The sequence below is a fragment of the Veillonella intestinalis genome (assembly GCF_943192895.1).
Classification (GTDB): domain Bacteria; phylum Bacillota; class Negativicutes; order Veillonellales; family Veillonellaceae; genus Veillonella_A; species Veillonella_A intestinalis.
The window spans coordinates 87,876-103,971 of sequence record NZ_CALPCB010000004.1 but is presented as its reverse complement, the minus strand read 5'-3'; the positions used below and the strand labels follow the sequence as shown (position 1 = coordinate 103,971).

Below are 16,096 nucleotides of genomic sequence, written 5' to 3'. Positions count from 1 at the left end.
GTTAATAGCGCGCTATCATTAATATGTGTTCTACGCAACAGAAGAACCCCTCTTATATGTTATACTTTATATAGTAACTAGCTCAACAGCAAACTACTATCAGTAAGTATCATAAAGAGGGGTTTTATTATGAATGCAACTACAACCAAACATACGAAACAATCTAATGCAAAATCAGCCAATAAAATAGACCATATAACCAATCAGCCTGTAGAGTCCCTTCCATTTCCCCCATTTCTACCACCACAAGCAACTGTTATGTGTATGGGTACCTTCCCACCAGCCGCCGATAAACGAGCTATGCAATTCCACTATCCTAATTTCCAAAATGATATGTGGCGGGTCTATGGATTAGTCTTCTTCAATGATAAAGATTATTTTAGAGCTGGTGATGCCAAAGCCTTCGATGCTGATAAAATTAAATCCTTTCTTACAGAAAAAGGTATTGCTTCTTGCCCAACGGTGTGGCAAGCTATTCGTGAGCGCGGCAATGCCTCAGATGCCTTTTTAACAGTAGTAGATCCCGTTCATATTCATGAAGTATTAGCGCAAATACCTCATTGTCAATATATCGGCACCACTGGCGGCAAAGCAACAGAGGTACTACTTAGCTTGGCTGACAACAAAGTAAAATCACCTAAAACAGGCGAAACAATTGAACTCCAATTTGGTACCCGCCATATTAAGCTTACTAGGCTACCATCTACTTCTAGAGCGTATCCTCTAAGCCTAACTAAAAAAGCAGATGCCTATGCTAAGTTTTTTCAATCAGTAGGCTTACTATAAACTAAAAACCGTCTTAGTTTTATCCGTTAACTACGTAAATATTAACGAGCATACACTAAGACGGTTTTAATTTTTATATAAATGTAACTGCTATAAAATTGACTACTCTTTTACAGCCTTAAGCGCTATAAAATTTACTGTACAAGTATGTGTCACCATTACGCCATAAGAATTAGCGTAATAAAGCACCACCAATTACCATTTGTTGGGCCTCATTGGTCCCTTCATAGATCTGAGTCACTTTAGCATTGCGCATTAAACGAGCTACTGGATAATCTTCACAATAACCATAGCCACCAAATAATTGCACAGCTTTTGTGGTTACCTCCATGGCTACATCAGAACAGAACTTTTTAGCCATAGAAGCAGATACGGTATATGGTCGTCCAGCCGTTTTATCTTGCCCCACATTATACAACATTACATTAGCGGCCTCTACTTGAATCGCCATCTCCGCTAACTGAAATTGTGTATTTTGAAATTTACTCAAAGGTTTACCAAACTGCACGCGCTCTTTAGTATACGCAATGGACTTCGCTAAAGCAGCCTCCGCCAAACCAGTAGCTTGTGCCGCAACTCCAATCCGACTACTATCCAAAGTCGTCATAGCAATTTTAAAACCGTCCCCTTCACTTCCTAATAAATTAGCGGCTGGTACTCTTACATTATTAAAATGTAAACTACCACAAGTTGAAGTATGTAGGCCCATCATAGAATCTCTAGGGCCAACAGTAAAGCCAGCCATATCTTTAGTTACAATAAAGGCGGACATTCCTTTTGCACCATCCTCAGGCCGAGTCATGGCAAACACAATGTATATGTCTGCTTCGCCAGCATTCGTAATATATACTTTTTCACCATTTAAAATATATTCATCACCAGCACGTTCAGCCTTCGTCTGTACACCACTCGCATCCGTCCCGGCTTCTTTTTCTGTCAAAGCAAAGGCACCTATCGCTTGACCAGCTACTAAAGGCTTTAAAAACTGTTCTTTTTGTGCCTCTGTTCCAAATCGAGCAAGGGGTTCACAACACAGGCCTACGCAGACCGATACAGTAATGGCTAAGCCATCATCATATTTAGCCAATTCTTTCAGCGCCACAGCATAGTTCATAAATTCTTCGTCTAAACCACCGTATATAGTAGGCCAATAAATACGGGTTAGCCCTAACTCTAACACCGCCTTCACTAAAGAGCAATCAAAAATTTGTGCTTTATCCCGTTCAATGACAGTCGGTTCTACCTTTTCCAAACAAAACTGTCTAACTTTTGCCTGCCAACTAGTCTGTGCTTCAGTCAATGGAATCATGAGATAAACCTCCCTTTAAGGATTATATACCTATTAGCTAAAAGATATGGAATACATGTAAAACTTCTTGTTACCGCTACTATAACACAAACCAGTAATACCGTCTATCTACATTTAACAGCAATAACAAGCCTATATTAAACGACAAAAGCGTGGATATCCATTGGATATCCACGCTTTTATAGTAGAGCTATTCATTAGCTCAGCAGGTCTTATTCAGCGATCTTATTTACAACCTGAGTTCCTTTATAATGACCGCATGTAGGGCAAACCCGATGAGGCATCATAGGTTCGTGGCATTGCGGACAAGCTACAAAACCTGGAACAGTTAATTTCCAGTTCGCACGACGACGGTCGCGACGACATTTGGACAATCTACGCTTTGGTACTGCCATTATCTGCACCTCCTTAACATAATCACTGGGACTTCTAATTAATCATCATCTTTTTCATCGAGCAGTGTACGAAGCACCGCCAATCGAGGATCCACTACAAAGGATTCACAAGAACAAGGTGAAACATTTTTATTTGCTCCGCAATGAACGCACAATCCTTTGCAATCATCCTGACATAACACTTGAGATGGCTCATTGATGATTAATGTATCCCGAATGAGATCCGTTAAATCAATGGTCTCACCATCAAAAGGAACAACCTCTGACGCCTCAACATCGTCCCATTCCTTGAGGACCCCAAAGGTTTCATTAAATGGCGTTGTTTGTGAATAAGCAACCTCGCATAAACAACGAGTGCACTCATAATCACCATTGGTTGTTACGGTTCCTTCTACGATGAAATTCTGTCCATCGTAACGAAAATCACCACTAATGGTTATATCATGACGGCTCCAAGGAAAAGCAGTTACATCCCCTAACTGAGTAGCTGGTTCAGTAAATTGAAAAGGAAAAGACTTTCCTATGTGTTCTTTTGCTTGCTCTACTTGCAGTTTCATAATTTTACCTCGACTATAATATTATAGCTATCTAACCTATCTTTGTCAAACTGTTCTCTACAATTCTTAGTTGATTTTCTTAGAAAAATCAACAACTCTTTGAATTGGCTCAAACAAATTTATTAATTCATAAGACTACCTGGCGATTCCATATAGCCATATGATGAGAAAAGCCCCCTTTACAGGAGGCTTCTATATTTTTAGTTCATGATTTAGATTACAATCAATTACATTTTTTCGAATTGATCTTTACCTACGCCACAAATTGGGCAAACATAATCATCTGGTTGATCAGCGAATTTAACACCTTCTACAGCTTCGTCATAGATCCAACCGCATACTACACATACGTATTTTTCCATCACTTGCGCCTCCTTTCATTATAAAATAGACACTGTATCTACAGTCATAGTGTATCATAAATATCGATTATGTTCAATATTTTTTTTATCTTTTTCAAAATTTTATGAACCCTCTAATTTATTAGATTCTACAAGGCTTTTAATACATTTTACAAAATTAAATTTTATAAATTAGTAAGGCGTTTTTCAAACTTCCCCTATATTTTTTTTGCAAATACCTTTATAATTAGTAAAAGAAGTAATATTCATTTTCAATTACTTCTTTTTAATTCTGATTTCATAACATTACATAATAATAGTTTTATAGGAGGTATTACATGAAAACAAAATTTACAGAACTCCTCGGTATTGAATATCCGATTATCCAAGGTGCTATGGCTTGGACCTCAGAACATAAATTAGCTGCTGCCGTAGCTAATGCTGGTGCTACTGGTGTAATTGCTACTGGTGGTCGCGATGCAGAATGGGTGCGTCAAGAAATCCGAGCTGCCAAAGCATTAACTACTAAGCCTTTTGGTGTTAATTTAATGCTTATGGCAAAAAATATTGACGAGCTTGTAGAAGTTATTAAAGAAGAAAAACCTGCCTTTGTAACATTAGGCGCTGGTAATCCAGTACCATTCATCGAACCTATGCATGCTGTAGGAATTAAAGTAATTCCTGTTGTACCAAATGTTAAACTAGCTAAACGCGTTGCCGCTGCAGGTGCTGATGCTCTTATCGTAGAAGGCCAAGAAGCGGGTGGTCATATTGGTACGCAAACAACGATGGCGTTAATGGAAAACGTACTTCCAGAAATTGATATTCCTGTGATTATTGCTGGTGGTATTGCCGATGGCCGTGCCTTAGCAGCAGCATTAACAATGGGGGCTGAAGGCGTACAAATGGGCTCTCGTTTTATCCTAGCTGAAGAATGCCAAATGCATCAAAATTGTAAAGACGCTATTATTAAAGCAACTGACACTGATTCTGCAGTAACTGGTTTAACTAGCGGTCATGGTGGTGTTCGTTCCTTAAAAAACGAATTCACAGAAAAATACTTAGCTGCTGAATTTAGCTGCACTGATAAAGAAACATTAACAGCTATGTCTGTAGGTACTAATCGTAAAGCAGCCGTTGAAGGGGACATCGTAAATGGTGCGGTACAATGTGGTCAAAGTTTGAATCGATTAACTAAAGTAGAACCAGCTAGCGCTATTGTAGAATCTGTTATTGCCGAAGCTAAAGAAGCTATTAAAGGGGCTCAACGCTTTTTATAATACCTTAGTCCCCTATGCTAGCTGATTTATGACCTTACTTATAACCATTAAATCAAATGCATAGAACCATACACAGAGGCAATCCTAGTATTGCCTCTCTTTGTCAAATATAACAATCTGATGTATACTAAAAATTAAGTATTTATACTTTTAATATAATAAATTTACTTAATTAGGAGTGATCATTATGTTACCATTTAACGGAAAATACCCTAAACTTGATCCAAAAAGCTGTCTTATGCCAGGTGCTGAAATTGCTGGTGATGTGGAGCTTAAAGAATTTGCCTCCCTTTGGCAGAATGTGGCGGCTCGTGGCGACGTAAATAAAATTGTCGTAGGTCGTTATACCAATGTACAAGATAATTCAGTCCTTCATGTTGACGACGATAAAGCATGTATTCTCGGCGATTATGTAACCATTGGTCACGGTGCTATCGTTCACGCTTCTACCTTAGAAGATAATGTACTAGTTGGCATGGGTGCCATTGTTTTAAGTGGCTGCCATATCGGTACTGGCTCAATCATTGCAGCCGGTGCTGTTGTATTAGAAAATACAACGATTCCGCCTTACTCTTTAGTGGTAGGTTGCCCTGCCAAAGTAATTCGTACTGACGAATCTCAAATTGATCGCATTCATAATCAGGCCTTAAAGTACAAAAATCTTTGGACTGAAAAATACGGTTTATTGCCAAATGCAGGCGGTGAAATGTATAAAGAAGGGGCTAAAATAGTCTAATAGTTCTACTACGACAAAGAGCTAGCAACAATATTTGTTGCTAGCTCTTTTTTAGTATAAAACAAAATCTATTAAATTTCTCAAACCATAGCAAGCACTACCTCGCCGGTAGCTAAACTTTCTTTAATATCAATAATGCGTTGATTCTTCGAGCCTCGAAAACGTAAACTAGGATCTCGCAATGCATCAACAAATTTTCCATCTACCAACACATCACATTGTGCCAACAACGCCCGCTTATTAGGACATTCTACAATCTCATCCCATGTATAACCGGAATAAGCCCATATATCCTTATGCGGTACAATTTGACGCACTTTAGTCACTACAGGCAATAAGCCATCTACATTTTGAAATGGTTCGCCTCCCAATAAAGTTAAGCCTGCCACATTAGGGTCACTTACATAACGTATAACCTCTTCAGTTTCCTTATCGGTCCAAACAGAACCAGCCTTTGGATTTTGATATTCTTCATTAAAACAATTAAAGCACTTATGCGTGCAGCCTGTAACAAAAATAGACGTGCGAATCCCATTGCCATTGGCAATATCGTATTTTCGAATTTGTCCATAATTCATTACTGGTTCGCCTCCTCTACTGTTACCTCATTATTATATGCGTGCCATTATCCGTATAAATTATTTACTGAAACGAACAGGTCATGCCAGCGACATGACCTGTATTTAATACAATTTTTAAGTAAATGCTAAGCTATACCTAAACGCTAAATAAGCATTGATACACTTAGATATGCATAACCCGATCTTTAATTTCTTTTGTGCGCCCTTCATTCCAGAAATTTTCGCCTAAATAACCACAAGTCCGACGAATAACAGTTAATTTATCACGATCTGTATTATGGCAACGTGGGCATTCCCAATCATTATGGTCATTTACTTTGATTTCTCCATCAAAGCCACAAACATGACAATAATCAGATTTCGTATTAAATTCTGCATACGAAATATTATCATAAATATACTGCATCATAGTTAATACAGCTGGAATATTATTTGTCATATTAGGAATTTCAGCATAGGAAATACAACCACCAGTTGACTTTTTCTGGAATTCTGACTCAAAGGAGAATTTATCAAATACATTGATTTCTTCCCGTACATTTACATGATAGCTGTTCGTATAATAGCCCTTGTCCGTAATGTCTTCAATTTCACCAAACCGTGCTCGGTCTAAAGAGCTGAAACGATTCGTCAAGCTTTCAGCTGGGGTACCATATAAAGCAAAGCCCATATTATGGCGCTGTTTCCAAGTTTCAATGGCTTCATTTAAACGATCCATTACTTTCATGGCAAATACACGCCCTTTTTCACCCGTATTGGACTCACCAGTAATTAACTTCGTTGCTTCATACATACCAATATAGCCCATGGAAATAGTAGCATAACCACCAGTTAAGAACTGACTAATGGACTCACCTTTCTTAAGGCGTGCAATAGCTCCATGTTGCCAATGAATTGGAGACACATCACTGGTTACATTCTTTAACAATTCATAGCGTAATAACAAGGCTTTCTCTACTAAGTCAAGGCGTTTATCTAAAATTTCAAAGAAACGCTCTTCACTATGGCGCGCTAAAATACCAATTTGAGGTAAATTTAAACTCACTACGCCCATATTAAAGCGGCCATCAAATACATATTCACCAGCTTCATTTTTCCATGGTGATAAAAAGGCACGACAACCCATAGGACTAAATACATTGCCTTCATAAATTTCTTTCATTTTCTTAGCAGAAATATAATCTGGATACATCCGTTTAGCTGTACATTGAGCCGCTAATTCAGTTAAATAATAATATGGTGAATCAGGATGTACATTATGCTCATCCAACACATAGATTAATTTAGGAAATGCTGGCGTAATATATACATTGGCTTCGTTTTTAACGCCCATAATGCGCTGTTTTAAAATCTCTTCATCAATAAGCGCTGCTTCTTTGGCATATTCACTATTAGGGTCAAAATGCATAAATAAAGTAACAAAAGGTGCCTGCCCGTTTGTTGTCATAAGCGTATTAATTTGGTACTGAATCGTTTGAATACCATCTTTAACTTCTTTACGAGTTCGTTTCCATGCAATTTCTTCCGCTTTTTCCATATTTGGTTTCATACCATAGATTTCAACTTGCTCTTCTAAGACATTCGCTAAAATCTTATCATATGACTTACGCACAAAAGGCGCTAAAATACGATCAATGCCATTAATGCTTTGACCACCATATTGCCCAGAAGCTACTTGTGCAATAATTTGAGTTGTCACTGTACATGCTACTTGGAAAGATTTAGGAGTATCAATTTTCTTACCATTAATAACAGTACCATTAGTTAACATATCATTTAAATTAATTAAGCAACAGTTAAACATAGGCTGAATAATATAATCCATGTCATGAAAATGGATGGCCCCACTATCATGAGCCTGTACAATATCAGCTGGAATTAATTTACGCCGAGCAATATCCTTACTCACTTCCCCAGCAATTAAATCACGCTGTGTAGACACAATCGCTGCATCTTTATTGGAGTTCTCATCTAACAAGGCAACATTACTACGATCTAGCAAACCAAATACATCTTTATCCGTCGTATTTTCTTTACGCTTAAAGCTTTGAACAGCCTTGTAGTTTTCATAGGCTCGTGCAGTGGCTGGATTATTATATTCTAATAGTTTGTAATACACTTGATCTTCAATGGCATAAATAGTCAAGGTTTTCCCAATCTTATGAGCATATTCTTCAATTTCATTAGCAATGCGATTCGCTAAACCCGCTTCATACAAACCAGTACTACTATTCATGGCTTTTTCTATGGCAATTACAATTTTCGACTTATCGAATGAAACTTTTTGTCCATCCCGCTTAATTACCTCTAACACGACAAGGCCTCCCTATGGTTGCTACAAAATATAGTATATAAAAATAAACATAAACGAATTGTTTTTATGACCCTCTGGCCATCAATTTCCTATATGAAGCATTTGCCTATACATATAAACAACTGGTACCGTAAACGGCTACCAGTTGTTCGGTTCCTGCTTATTATACAATATCTTGTAGTTTATTTCAACAAATAATACTATATATTATTATCATGCTTGCCTGCAGAAGTCTCATATATGCTTCGTAATTGTTTAGTATCTACCTTAGAACAAGCCGTCAATGGCAAGTGTTCAAGCCAAATAATCGCCTTCGGCCGTTCCTTAGACGTAAAATGCATAGCAATGTCAGCTACTATATCTTGTATCGCTCTTGTTTTATTGTGAACTAAAAAAGCAATCGGCTGTTCACCACGTAACTCATCAGGCACACCAATAACGGCACCATCCATAATGCCCTCTATATCTAGTAATTTTCCCTCCACATAAGGAATAGATAATTTATAGCCCCCTCTATTTATCATCGCACTGCGGCGCCCCTTAAATAAAAGGCGTCCCGATTCACTCCAAGCTCCTTCATCACCTACTGAATACGGCAATTTAATAGCTTCAATACCATATGGTGTATCCACATATATTAACCCCGTTTCATCAAGAGTAACCGTAACTCCTGGAAATGGATAGCCCACTGTATTTGGTTCTGCCAACCATTCCTCAGCTGTACAATACGTAATATAATTTAGCTCACTAGCTCCATAATATAAAATAAACGCCGTATGAGGTTGTTTCTGTTGTAATTGGTTTAATAATTTATGATCTAATGTTTGAGACCCAGTAAAAATTAGTTGCAAGGTTGGCAACGCATTCTGTAACATAGTGACAATCAAACGAAGCTTTGTGGGTAATAAATACCAATGTGTCACTTTCCATTGCTCACATAACTGTACCCAAGTCCGCGGTGACATATGAGCTGAGGTAATAATTGTACCACCTTCATAGAGCACACTGAGTAAACTATTTAAGTTGCCAGTAAAACTCAAACTACCTTGGCAAAATAACACAGTTTTATTATCAACTTTAAAAATTTTATTTTGCCCCTCAAAAAAATCTAGCCAACTGCTTAAAGAGCGCCATAATACTTTAGGCAATCCCGTTGTGCCAGAAGACAAAACCCCAAAGTCAGCTCCACTTGGAATTGTTTGGCCTTGTAAATACGTTTTTTCCAATAAAGCTATTCTAGCTGCCTCTAAATCAGGATGACATAAAATAGGTTTATACCCCTTGAGTAGACCTTGTAACCATTGCGTTAACTGTAACCATACATCATTACTTTGAATTGTTCTAGCTAACCCCTTTTCAACAGCACCCGCTTTTTTAGTAGTTAGCGGTATCTCTTTAGACTCAGTAGTATCCATCAAAACAGCTTGCCATAAATCACTATATGTATAAACAGTTGAATCTATAACAATAGCTTCTTTAGAGCCTTGTGTTTCATTATAGCTAGCTAATCGCTGTAATAAATCATTCATATACAATCACCTTATATCTTCTATATAGATATATTAAATCAATAGCACACCTATGCTAGGCGCTCAATCAGTATAGCTGTCCCCATGCCACCAGCCCCAGCAATGGCACAAATACCATAACGCCCCTGACGATACTCTAAGGCTGCCATCGTATGAAGTAATATAATAGCACCTGAACAACCAAAAGGATGTCCATAGGCCAAGGCGCCACCTAACTGATTGTATTGTTCTTCATATGCACCATACATGCGAGCAAATAGCACATCAATAACAGCAAACGCCTCATTCCACTCAATTGCATCTAAATCGGCCATTCTTAAACCAGTGCGTTCTAATAATTGTTCCGTAGCTTGCCAAGCTCCTTCAGGACTATATAGTGGATCCCCACCATATTGCAACGCGCCTACAATCCGAAATGGTCCTGGCTCTTCACTTAAAACAACAAAAGCGGCCCCATCATGAGTATAACAAGCATTTCCAGCAGTAGTAACTGTTCCTTCACCTAAAATAGGCTTCATACGATCTAAAATCTTTTGCTGTAAGCGTGGTTTAATACTTTCATCTTTATACCCTGCCCCCATATCCAAAGTATAAGGGCTTACAATACCTTCTTCACGAGCTTTAACAGCCAAACGATGACTACGCAAGCTCCAATAATCGAGTTCTTCTTTCTTCACATCATATTTTTGGGCTGTTCGCTCTGCTCCTTGCAACATAGCTAATGCATCATTTTCATGAGGTGAAAACTGCGCGACCATATATGACCCTTGTCGTTCATCATCAGACGCATAAGTTCGCAGTGGTTGTAAAGAACTACTTTCTACCCCACCAGCAATTACAGTATTTGCCATCTTACTACAAATCGCCCGATAACCTTGTATAATAGCAGCTCCAGCACTGGCACATTGCATGTCAACTGTATAAGCCGGTACCGATTTCCCATACGCCGAATATAAAGCTGTCAAACGGCCTATATTACCACCCGTGCCTACTGCATTACCACAGATAATCTCGTCTACGGAAGCATAGCGTTCATGTAAAGCATCTAACAAGCGAGCCCCTAATTGTTCAGGTCTTATGTGTTTAAATTGGCCCTTATATGAACCAATGGGCGTCCTAAGGCCGCCCATTATATACACAGAAGACAGCATTTGATTTTGCATTTCAATCCTCCACTAAATACATTGTCTTCTTAAATATTCAATTTTGCTGCTTTTGTACCTAACCATGCTGCCATAGCACATTTCATAATATCGCCAGGAATAAATGGTAACGCATAACCTACTAGCGCTGCTTCAAAATTAATACCTGTAACAATCATACCACCAATCATACCAAAAATATAAGTAATAGGAATTGTAATGACAACGGAACGCCAAAAATAAGTCAGAAAGGATGGCTTTTTACCTTTACAAATACTAAGCAAAGTATAAGCAATCGGATAGCTCCAAATAAAACCACCTGTAGGTCCTAAAATTTTCCCTAAACCACCAATACCCCCAGCAAATACAGGTAAACCAACAGCCCCAATTAAAATGTACACACAAAGATCAATAAAAGTTTCTTTAGGTGGCAACATAAAAGCAATCAAACAAAATACTAAAGTTGATGCGGTTACCATAGCCGGCGTAAAAGGCAATGGAAAGGAAATATAAGCGGACACACAACATAAAGCTATTAATAACGCCATTTTTGTTAATTTACGAGTATCTGACATAAAAACACACCTCAATATATAAAATAATACCAATACTACAATTAATAATAAAACAAAACGGACCTCATGTCCAAGTGCAAGTAAAAACAGCCTTTTCAGCGGTATATCCCTGAATCGTACTACCCTCACAAGTAACAGATACTAACTCATCTTCAAATGTAGGTCGTCGAAAACGAACTGAAATTGATTGTGCTAAATCATTTAGATCATGGGTAATATATTTTTCAAGCATTTCTAACACTAAACAACCTGGCACAACAGCCTGTATTTGTTGATGAATGGGATTACCATCTTTTACAGCAGTAACAAATTCTATAATCTCAGAACGAGAAAATCTATGCCAAGGTACCACCGTCATAGGTATTGTTACAGACAGCGGTAGCTTTTTAGGCTTTATAGACAAATGAGTAGATTCTACTTCCTTTAAACGAGCTGTTAACTCTTGGTTACCCCGAGCGATGGTCGTTTCATACCACTTTCCTTTTTGCCTTATAGCTTCATATTGAGCAGACTCAGCTAAGCGTCGCCAATGTAACTGAGCAATCACCATTGTCCGTGGCAAGCCCGTATTAACCTCAATAAGGGCGCTAAACAATTCACGCATCGCTTCGCCTCCTTTTATCGCTAATCTCTTTCAAATTATATATAATTCATGCTAATTCGTCAACTATCAAGACAAATAGTGTTAACAATAAAAAGCTGATTTGCTATAAACTCCTTTTGAAGTCTTGCAAATCAGCTTCTAAAAACTAAATCAAACTATTATAAGGTTTCTACTAACTCTTTTAAATACAATTTAAATTGATCCTTAAGCATATCAGCGCGCAAACCATATTCTACAGTAGCTTGCAAATAGCCTAAACGATCACCAATATCATAGCGACGGCCTTCATAAGCTAAAGCAAACACATCACTGTCTAATCGAGCCAAACCGTCCGTTAGTTGTAATTCATGACCAGCTCCTAGTGGTGTTTTTTCTAGCACTTCAAAAATCTCTGGTGCTAAAATATAACGACCTAAAACAGCTAAATTAGAAGGTGCCAAATCACGACTAGGCTTTTCTACTAAGCCATCGACTTTATAAACATTAGGCTTAACTTCATGACCTGCCACAATGCCATACGAACTCACTTTATCAGCTGGTACCCTTTGAGTGCCTAAAACAGAACCGCCCATTGTTTCATAACAATCTATCAATTGTTTCAAACAAGGATAGTCCGGGTTATATACTACATCATCACCTAATAAAACAGCAAACGGCTCATTACCAACAAACGCTTTGGCACATAAAATAGCATCCCCTAATCCACGCGGAGCCTTTTGGCGGATAAAATGAACGCGAATATCTGCTAAAGCGCGTACCATATCAAGTTGTTTCTGCTTTCCCTGTTGTTGTAATAATTGTTCTAATTCAACACTAGTATCAAAGTGATCTTCGATAGCCCGTTTATTACGCCCCGTAATAATCAATATTTCTTCAATGCCCGATGCTAACGCTTCTTCAATGATATATTGAATAGCTGGGGTATCAACAATAGGTAACATTTCTTTAGGTTGTGCTTTTGTTGCTGGTAAAAAGCGTGTACCAAAACCAGCAGCTGGAATAACGGCTTTACGTACCTTACCCATAACTAACCTCTTTTCCAATACGTATTACAAAAAGTAAAGGCTTAGAAGAAGGGAATTCCCTTCTTCTAAGCAACCTTCAATTGACAACAACAAAACATGATATAAACCAAAAAGTGAGATACTTAAGACTAAAAGTCTTTAGCTACTACTGTATACGACCATTTCTTTTGTTTCGATTGATATGTAAGCCACCCTTCAAAGGAGTGCATATCACGATGCCAAGTGTAATCAACATAACGTAAATCGCCATTCTCTACATCTCGTTTCGTTGTAATCGTAAATGTATCTAAGCGAGTTAATCTAATCGACGCACCAATTGTCCAATCTCGATTTAACTCCTCACGGTCAAATCGATAGGGTGAATTATTACGACGGTCCATATTATTTTGACGATAACTAGTAAAAGCTGTCACTCTTGAATTTAATTTCCAGCTAGATGTAACGCCCCAATACGGCATGCTTCGAATGTGATCATTATAACCATAATAATCGCGTTGATAACCACCATAAAAACGTATACCTGCATTTTTTGATAGTTTTATACGATCATGACTAACCTCACCAAAGAACATAGCATGACTACCCTTAATACGGTCTTCTTTCCAATAACCTATATTACCGCCACCACGAATCGTAAATGGAGTCTTACCAATATGATATTGATTAGTATATACAGACAATTCTGGACGCTTTTCAACCCAAACAGTACGGGCATTTAATTTAGATGATTCACGACTTACACCAAAGGTAGCAACGCCCCAAGGTAAATATTCTCGGTAACCAAAGCTTGGTTTGAAACCCTCTTTTGTCATCCATTGATATTTAAGAAATAATTCACCATTATCACCGATTGGATATTGAATGCTTCCTTTTAAGCCAAACCCATCATCACTATTATAAGTTGGACGTGGAATTAAAGAAAATAAGTTAAATTCACCGTCACGATCACTACGTAAAGATACTACATACTTAGGCATACTTAAGATTTTACCATTTTTGATAAATAGCTTCGCATCGTGAATAATCGCTTTATCACCAGGATACACTTCAATTGTGCTCCCTTCGATGCGATAGTCAGGTACCCCTTTATAGGCCATAGCATGTTTAGTTGTTAACCAACCTTTAGTGATTAACCCTTCTTGACCATTATATTCAACTTTATCAGCTTTTACGTAATAGGGTTCAACATAACCAATTACATTAGGTGCTGACATAGCATTGGTACCACTGTTATACACTAAATTAGTACCTCGTAAATCTTTAGTAGCCCCTTTATTCTCTAGAAAGTGAAATTCTCCATCGGTTGTATATTCCTGTGATTTTGTATTCCCCAATAGCTTTTCACTATGAATTTCTTGAGTTCCTTGAATAGCATCTACTTTACCTACAGCCACTACATTTCCAGTAGCACCACTATAATACATGCTATCTGCATCTACCTTAACTGGTTGTGAGCTATTATCAACAATCGCAACTGGTTTACCACGGCGAACAACACGTATAAGGACTCCATCTGACTCATTCATAGTTGCTATGCTTACAGGATCTGAATCATAGGCAATATCTTGTGTATTTTCATAAATCAATCCTTTATTATCAGCCGCTTCCACTGACAACAAAGGCATAACGACTAAAGCGGCACTTAATGCATACCTAGCCTTCTTCATTACCATCTTCTACTTACCTCATTTTCATTGGATTAGTTTCGTTTCACAACCACGATAGGTTGCGAAGGAGCGTCATTTGTCTGACTAGGTTCTTCCTCTACAGTGTCTTCTTCAGCCACCTCTGTATCAGCCTCTTCTACCACATCTTCATTATCATCAGCTATTGTTTCTTCTGATTCATCAGTGTCTTCAACACTACTATCATTAGCAGGTACTAATGTAACAGGCTCAGACGCATCACCTAAGGCATAATCATCATAAGAATCCTGAGTTACAGCTTCACTAGCTGTATGCGCTTGCCCATCACCACCAACAACAACACCTTGTACGGTAACCATTTCCTGTGGCTGTACATAAATAGTAGCTCCTTCTGGTAAATCAATATTTTTCCCTTTAACAAAGAAGCCCCCTACTAAACCTACAGGCCCTAGTAATACAGCACCAGCTACAGAAGCGCCTGCCGCTTTTAATTCTTGCTTAGTCTTAGCTTTCGCCTCTTCCCCTTGAATAGCTACAAAATCAGTGCCATCAAGAGCAGGTACTGTATCAAATGTTAAATCTAATTTACCATTACGACCAAAGGAAGATGCTTTTTTCAATTCTGAAATATGCCCTTCCCCCACAGTGCCAGCTGGCACCAACAATACATTACCATCCATAATATCTTCAGCTACTGTAAAGCTAAACACATCGCCCACCTTACTTGTAGCGGTATTAATTGGCGTATTCAAAGTAACAGTAAATACTTCTGTACTCGCTACTGAGCCAATTTGGGTTGTTACTTTAAGCGGTGCCCCATTAATCGTTTTACCTAACGCTTGAATCCGACTTTCTAAAGAGCCTGTTCCAATACGCCCTGATACACTGCGTTCCAACTGCTCTACACGAGATACTAAAGAACCACGGCCTACTTTATTTTGATAGGTCCATTCTAACATAGATAATTGCTGATTTACCGACACTTTACCACGTACATTGCCTTCAATAGAATCATATAATGAATCTACTTGAGAGTTAAGTGTACCTGAACCTGTACGACCATATACAGTCTGTCCAATTTGTTGCACCCGATCTACCAAAGCCCCAACCTGAGTTGAGCCATATACTGTATTCTCTAAGGCATCTGTTTTTTCTAATACTGTTTCAGGAGCTGCCCATACATTACTTGAAAAAAGTGCGGCTACAGCTAACATGACTACTTGTTTTTTCATACATCCTCCAACCATATGAGACTAAGGTCATTACGCCCTTAAAC

General features: G+C 38.2%; 16 protein-coding genes. 3 read left to right on the top strand and 13 right to left on the bottom strand.

Annotated features, from left to right (window positions below; all coding sequences use genetic code 11):
- Positions 1-258 precede the first annotated feature (258 nt).
- The gene (locus NFR27_RS04405) at positions 259-786 is read left to right on the top strand and encodes a DNA glycosylase (protein ID WP_251454657.1); all 528 of its coding nucleotides are present in this window, start codon (positions 259-261) and stop codon (positions 784-786) included.
- A 172-nt stretch (positions 787-958) separates the two neighbouring features.
- Here NFR27_RS04405 and NFR27_RS04400 read toward each other — a convergent pair whose 3' ends face one another.
- From NFR27_RS04400 to NFR27_RS04385, 4 genes are all read right to left on the bottom strand, one after another.
- Positions 959-2,095, bottom strand: coding sequence for an acyl-CoA dehydrogenase family protein (locus tag NFR27_RS04400; protein WP_251454557.1), 1,137 nt, complete (start codon positions 2,093-2,095; stop codon positions 959-961).
- A 212-nt stretch (positions 2,096-2,307) separates the two neighbouring features.
- A complete protein-coding gene (gene rpmF / locus NFR27_RS04395) occupies positions 2,308-2,490 on the bottom strand; it encodes a 50S ribosomal protein L32 (protein ID WP_127058221.1) in 183 nt (60 codons plus the stop codon).
- A gap of 38 nt (positions 2,491-2,528) precedes the next feature.
- Positions 2,529-3,047, bottom strand: coding sequence for a YceD family protein (locus NFR27_RS04390; protein WP_251441001.1), 519 nt, complete (start codon positions 3,045-3,047; stop codon positions 2,529-2,531).
- 227 nt (positions 3,048-3,274) lie between these two features.
- Positions 3,275-3,409 carry a rubredoxin gene (locus tag NFR27_RS04385; protein WP_115309394.1) on the bottom strand — a complete coding sequence of 45 codons (135 nt, stop codon included), beginning with the start codon at positions 3,407-3,409 and terminating at the stop codon, positions 3,275-3,277.
- A gap of 317 nt (positions 3,410-3,726) precedes the next feature.
- Between NFR27_RS04385 and NFR27_RS04380 the strand changes: the two genes are divergently transcribed.
- Both NFR27_RS04380 and NFR27_RS04375 read left to right on the top strand, forming a co-directional pair.
- Positions 3,727-4,668, top strand: coding sequence for a nitronate monooxygenase (locus NFR27_RS04380; RefSeq protein ID WP_251441004.1), 942 nt, complete (start codon positions 3,727-3,729; stop codon positions 4,666-4,668).
- Positions 4,669-4,855: 187 nt separating this feature from the next.
- Complete coding sequence (locus NFR27_RS04375) at positions 4,856-5,404, top strand: gamma carbonic anhydrase family protein (RefSeq protein WP_251441006.1); 549 nt, start codon at positions 4,856-4,858, stop codon at positions 5,402-5,404.
- Positions 5,405-5,484: 80 nt separating this feature from the next.
- Here the strand turns inward: NFR27_RS04375 and nrdG are convergent, their stop codons facing one another.
- The 9 genes from nrdG to NFR27_RS04330 form a co-directional block, all read right to left on the bottom strand.
- The gene (gene nrdG, locus NFR27_RS04370) at positions 5,485-5,982 is read right to left on the bottom strand and encodes an anaerobic ribonucleoside-triphosphate reductase activating protein (RefSeq protein WP_251454554.1); all 498 of its coding nucleotides are present in this window, start codon (positions 5,980-5,982) and stop codon (positions 5,485-5,487) included.
- A gap of 166 nt (positions 5,983-6,148) precedes the next feature.
- Entirely contained in the window at positions 6,149-8,299 is a 2,151-nt protein-coding gene (nrdD, locus tag NFR27_RS04365; protein WP_251454551.1) for an anaerobic ribonucleoside-triphosphate reductase, read from the bottom strand.
- A 200-nt stretch (positions 8,300-8,499) separates the two neighbouring features.
- Positions 8,500-9,828 carry an AMP-binding protein gene (locus NFR27_RS04360; protein ID WP_251454548.1) on the bottom strand — a complete coding sequence of 443 codons (1,329 nt, stop codon included), beginning with the start codon at positions 9,826-9,828 and terminating at the stop codon, positions 8,500-8,502.
- Between the two features lie 50 nt (positions 9,829-9,878).
- Positions 9,879-10,991: a thiolase family protein gene (locus NFR27_RS04355; protein ID WP_251454545.1), complete on the bottom strand. Its 1,113-nt coding sequence runs from the start codon at positions 10,989-10,991 to the stop codon at positions 9,879-9,881.
- 29 nt (positions 10,992-11,020) lie between these two features.
- The gene (locus NFR27_RS04350; protein ID WP_251454530.1) at positions 11,021-11,545 is read right to left on the bottom strand and encodes a biotin transporter BioY; all 525 of its coding nucleotides are present in this window, start codon (positions 11,543-11,545) and stop codon (positions 11,021-11,023) included.
- A 64-nt stretch (positions 11,546-11,609) separates the two neighbouring features.
- Positions 11,610-12,149, bottom strand: a complete 540-nt coding sequence (locus tag NFR27_RS04345; protein ID WP_251454526.1) for a hotdog family protein — start codon at positions 12,147-12,149, stop codon at positions 11,610-11,612.
- A 158-nt stretch (positions 12,150-12,307) separates the two neighbouring features.
- Positions 12,308-13,174, bottom strand: coding sequence for a UTP--glucose-1-phosphate uridylyltransferase GalU (gene galU / locus NFR27_RS04340; protein WP_251454522.1), 867 nt, complete (start codon positions 13,172-13,174; stop codon positions 12,308-12,310).
- Positions 13,175-13,302: 128 nt separating this feature from the next.
- Positions 13,303-14,847 (bottom strand): LptA/OstA family protein, encoded by a 1,545-nt coding sequence (locus tag NFR27_RS04335; RefSeq protein ID WP_251454519.1) that lies wholly within the window; start codon positions 14,845-14,847, stop codon positions 13,303-13,305.
- Positions 14,848-14,873: 26 nt separating this feature from the next.
- Positions 14,874-16,052 carry a hypothetical protein gene (locus NFR27_RS04330; RefSeq protein ID WP_251454516.1) on the bottom strand — a complete coding sequence of 393 codons (1,179 nt, stop codon included), beginning with the start codon at positions 16,050-16,052 and terminating at the stop codon, positions 14,874-14,876.
- Between the last annotated feature and the right edge of the window lie 44 nt (positions 16,053-16,096).

Excerpts from the sequence above, each read along its gene's own strand:
- NFR27_RS04405 (WP_251454657.1), top strand. The coding sequence starts at position 259 with ATGTGTATGGGTACCTTCCCACCAGCCGCCGATAAACGAGCTATGCAA.
- NFR27_RS04400 (WP_251454557.1), bottom strand. The coding sequence starts at position 2,095 with ATGATTCCATTGACTGAAGCACAGACTAGTTGGCAGGCAAAAGTTAGA.
- rpmF (WP_127058221.1), bottom strand. The coding sequence starts at position 2,490 with ATGGCAGTACCAAAGCGTAGATTGTCCAAATGTCGTCGCGACCGTCGT.
- NFR27_RS04390 (WP_251441001.1), bottom strand. The coding sequence starts at position 3,047 with ATGAAACTGCAAGTAGAGCAAGCAAAAGAACACATAGGAAAGTCTTTT.
- NFR27_RS04385 (WP_115309394.1), bottom strand. The coding sequence starts at position 3,409 with ATGGAAAAATACGTATGTGTAGTATGCGGTTGGATCTATGACGAAGCT.
- NFR27_RS04380 (WP_251441004.1), top strand. The coding sequence starts at position 3,727 with ATGAAAACAAAATTTACAGAACTCCTCGGTATTGAATATCCGATTATC.
- NFR27_RS04375 (WP_251441006.1), top strand. The coding sequence starts at position 4,856 with ATGTTACCATTTAACGGAAAATACCCTAAACTTGATCCAAAAAGCTGT.
- nrdG (WP_251454554.1), bottom strand. The coding sequence starts at position 5,982 with ATGAATTATGGACAAATTCGAAAATACGATATTGCCAATGGCAATGGG.
- NFR27_RS04360 (WP_251454548.1), bottom strand. The coding sequence starts at position 9,828 with ATGAATGATTTATTACAGCGATTAGCTAGCTATAATGAAACACAAGGC.
- NFR27_RS04355 (WP_251454545.1), bottom strand. The coding sequence starts at position 10,991 with ATGCAAAATCAAATGCTGTCTTCTGTGTATATAATGGGCGGCCTTAGG.
- NFR27_RS04350 (WP_251454530.1), bottom strand. The coding sequence starts at position 11,545 with ATGTCAGATACTCGTAAATTAACAAAAATGGCGTTATTAATAGCTTTA.
- NFR27_RS04345 (WP_251454526.1), bottom strand. The coding sequence starts at position 12,149 with ATGCGTGAATTGTTTAGCGCCCTTATTGAGGTTAATACGGGCTTGCCA.
- galU (WP_251454522.1), bottom strand. The coding sequence starts at position 13,174 with ATGGGTAAGGTACGTAAAGCCGTTATTCCAGCTGCTGGTTTTGGTACA.
- NFR27_RS04335 (WP_251454519.1), bottom strand. The coding sequence starts at position 14,847 with ATGGTAATGAAGAAGGCTAGGTATGCATTAAGTGCCGCTTTAGTCGTT.
- NFR27_RS04330 (WP_251454516.1), bottom strand. The coding sequence starts at position 16,052 with ATGAAAAAACAAGTAGTCATGTTAGCTGTAGCCGCACTTTTTTCAAGT.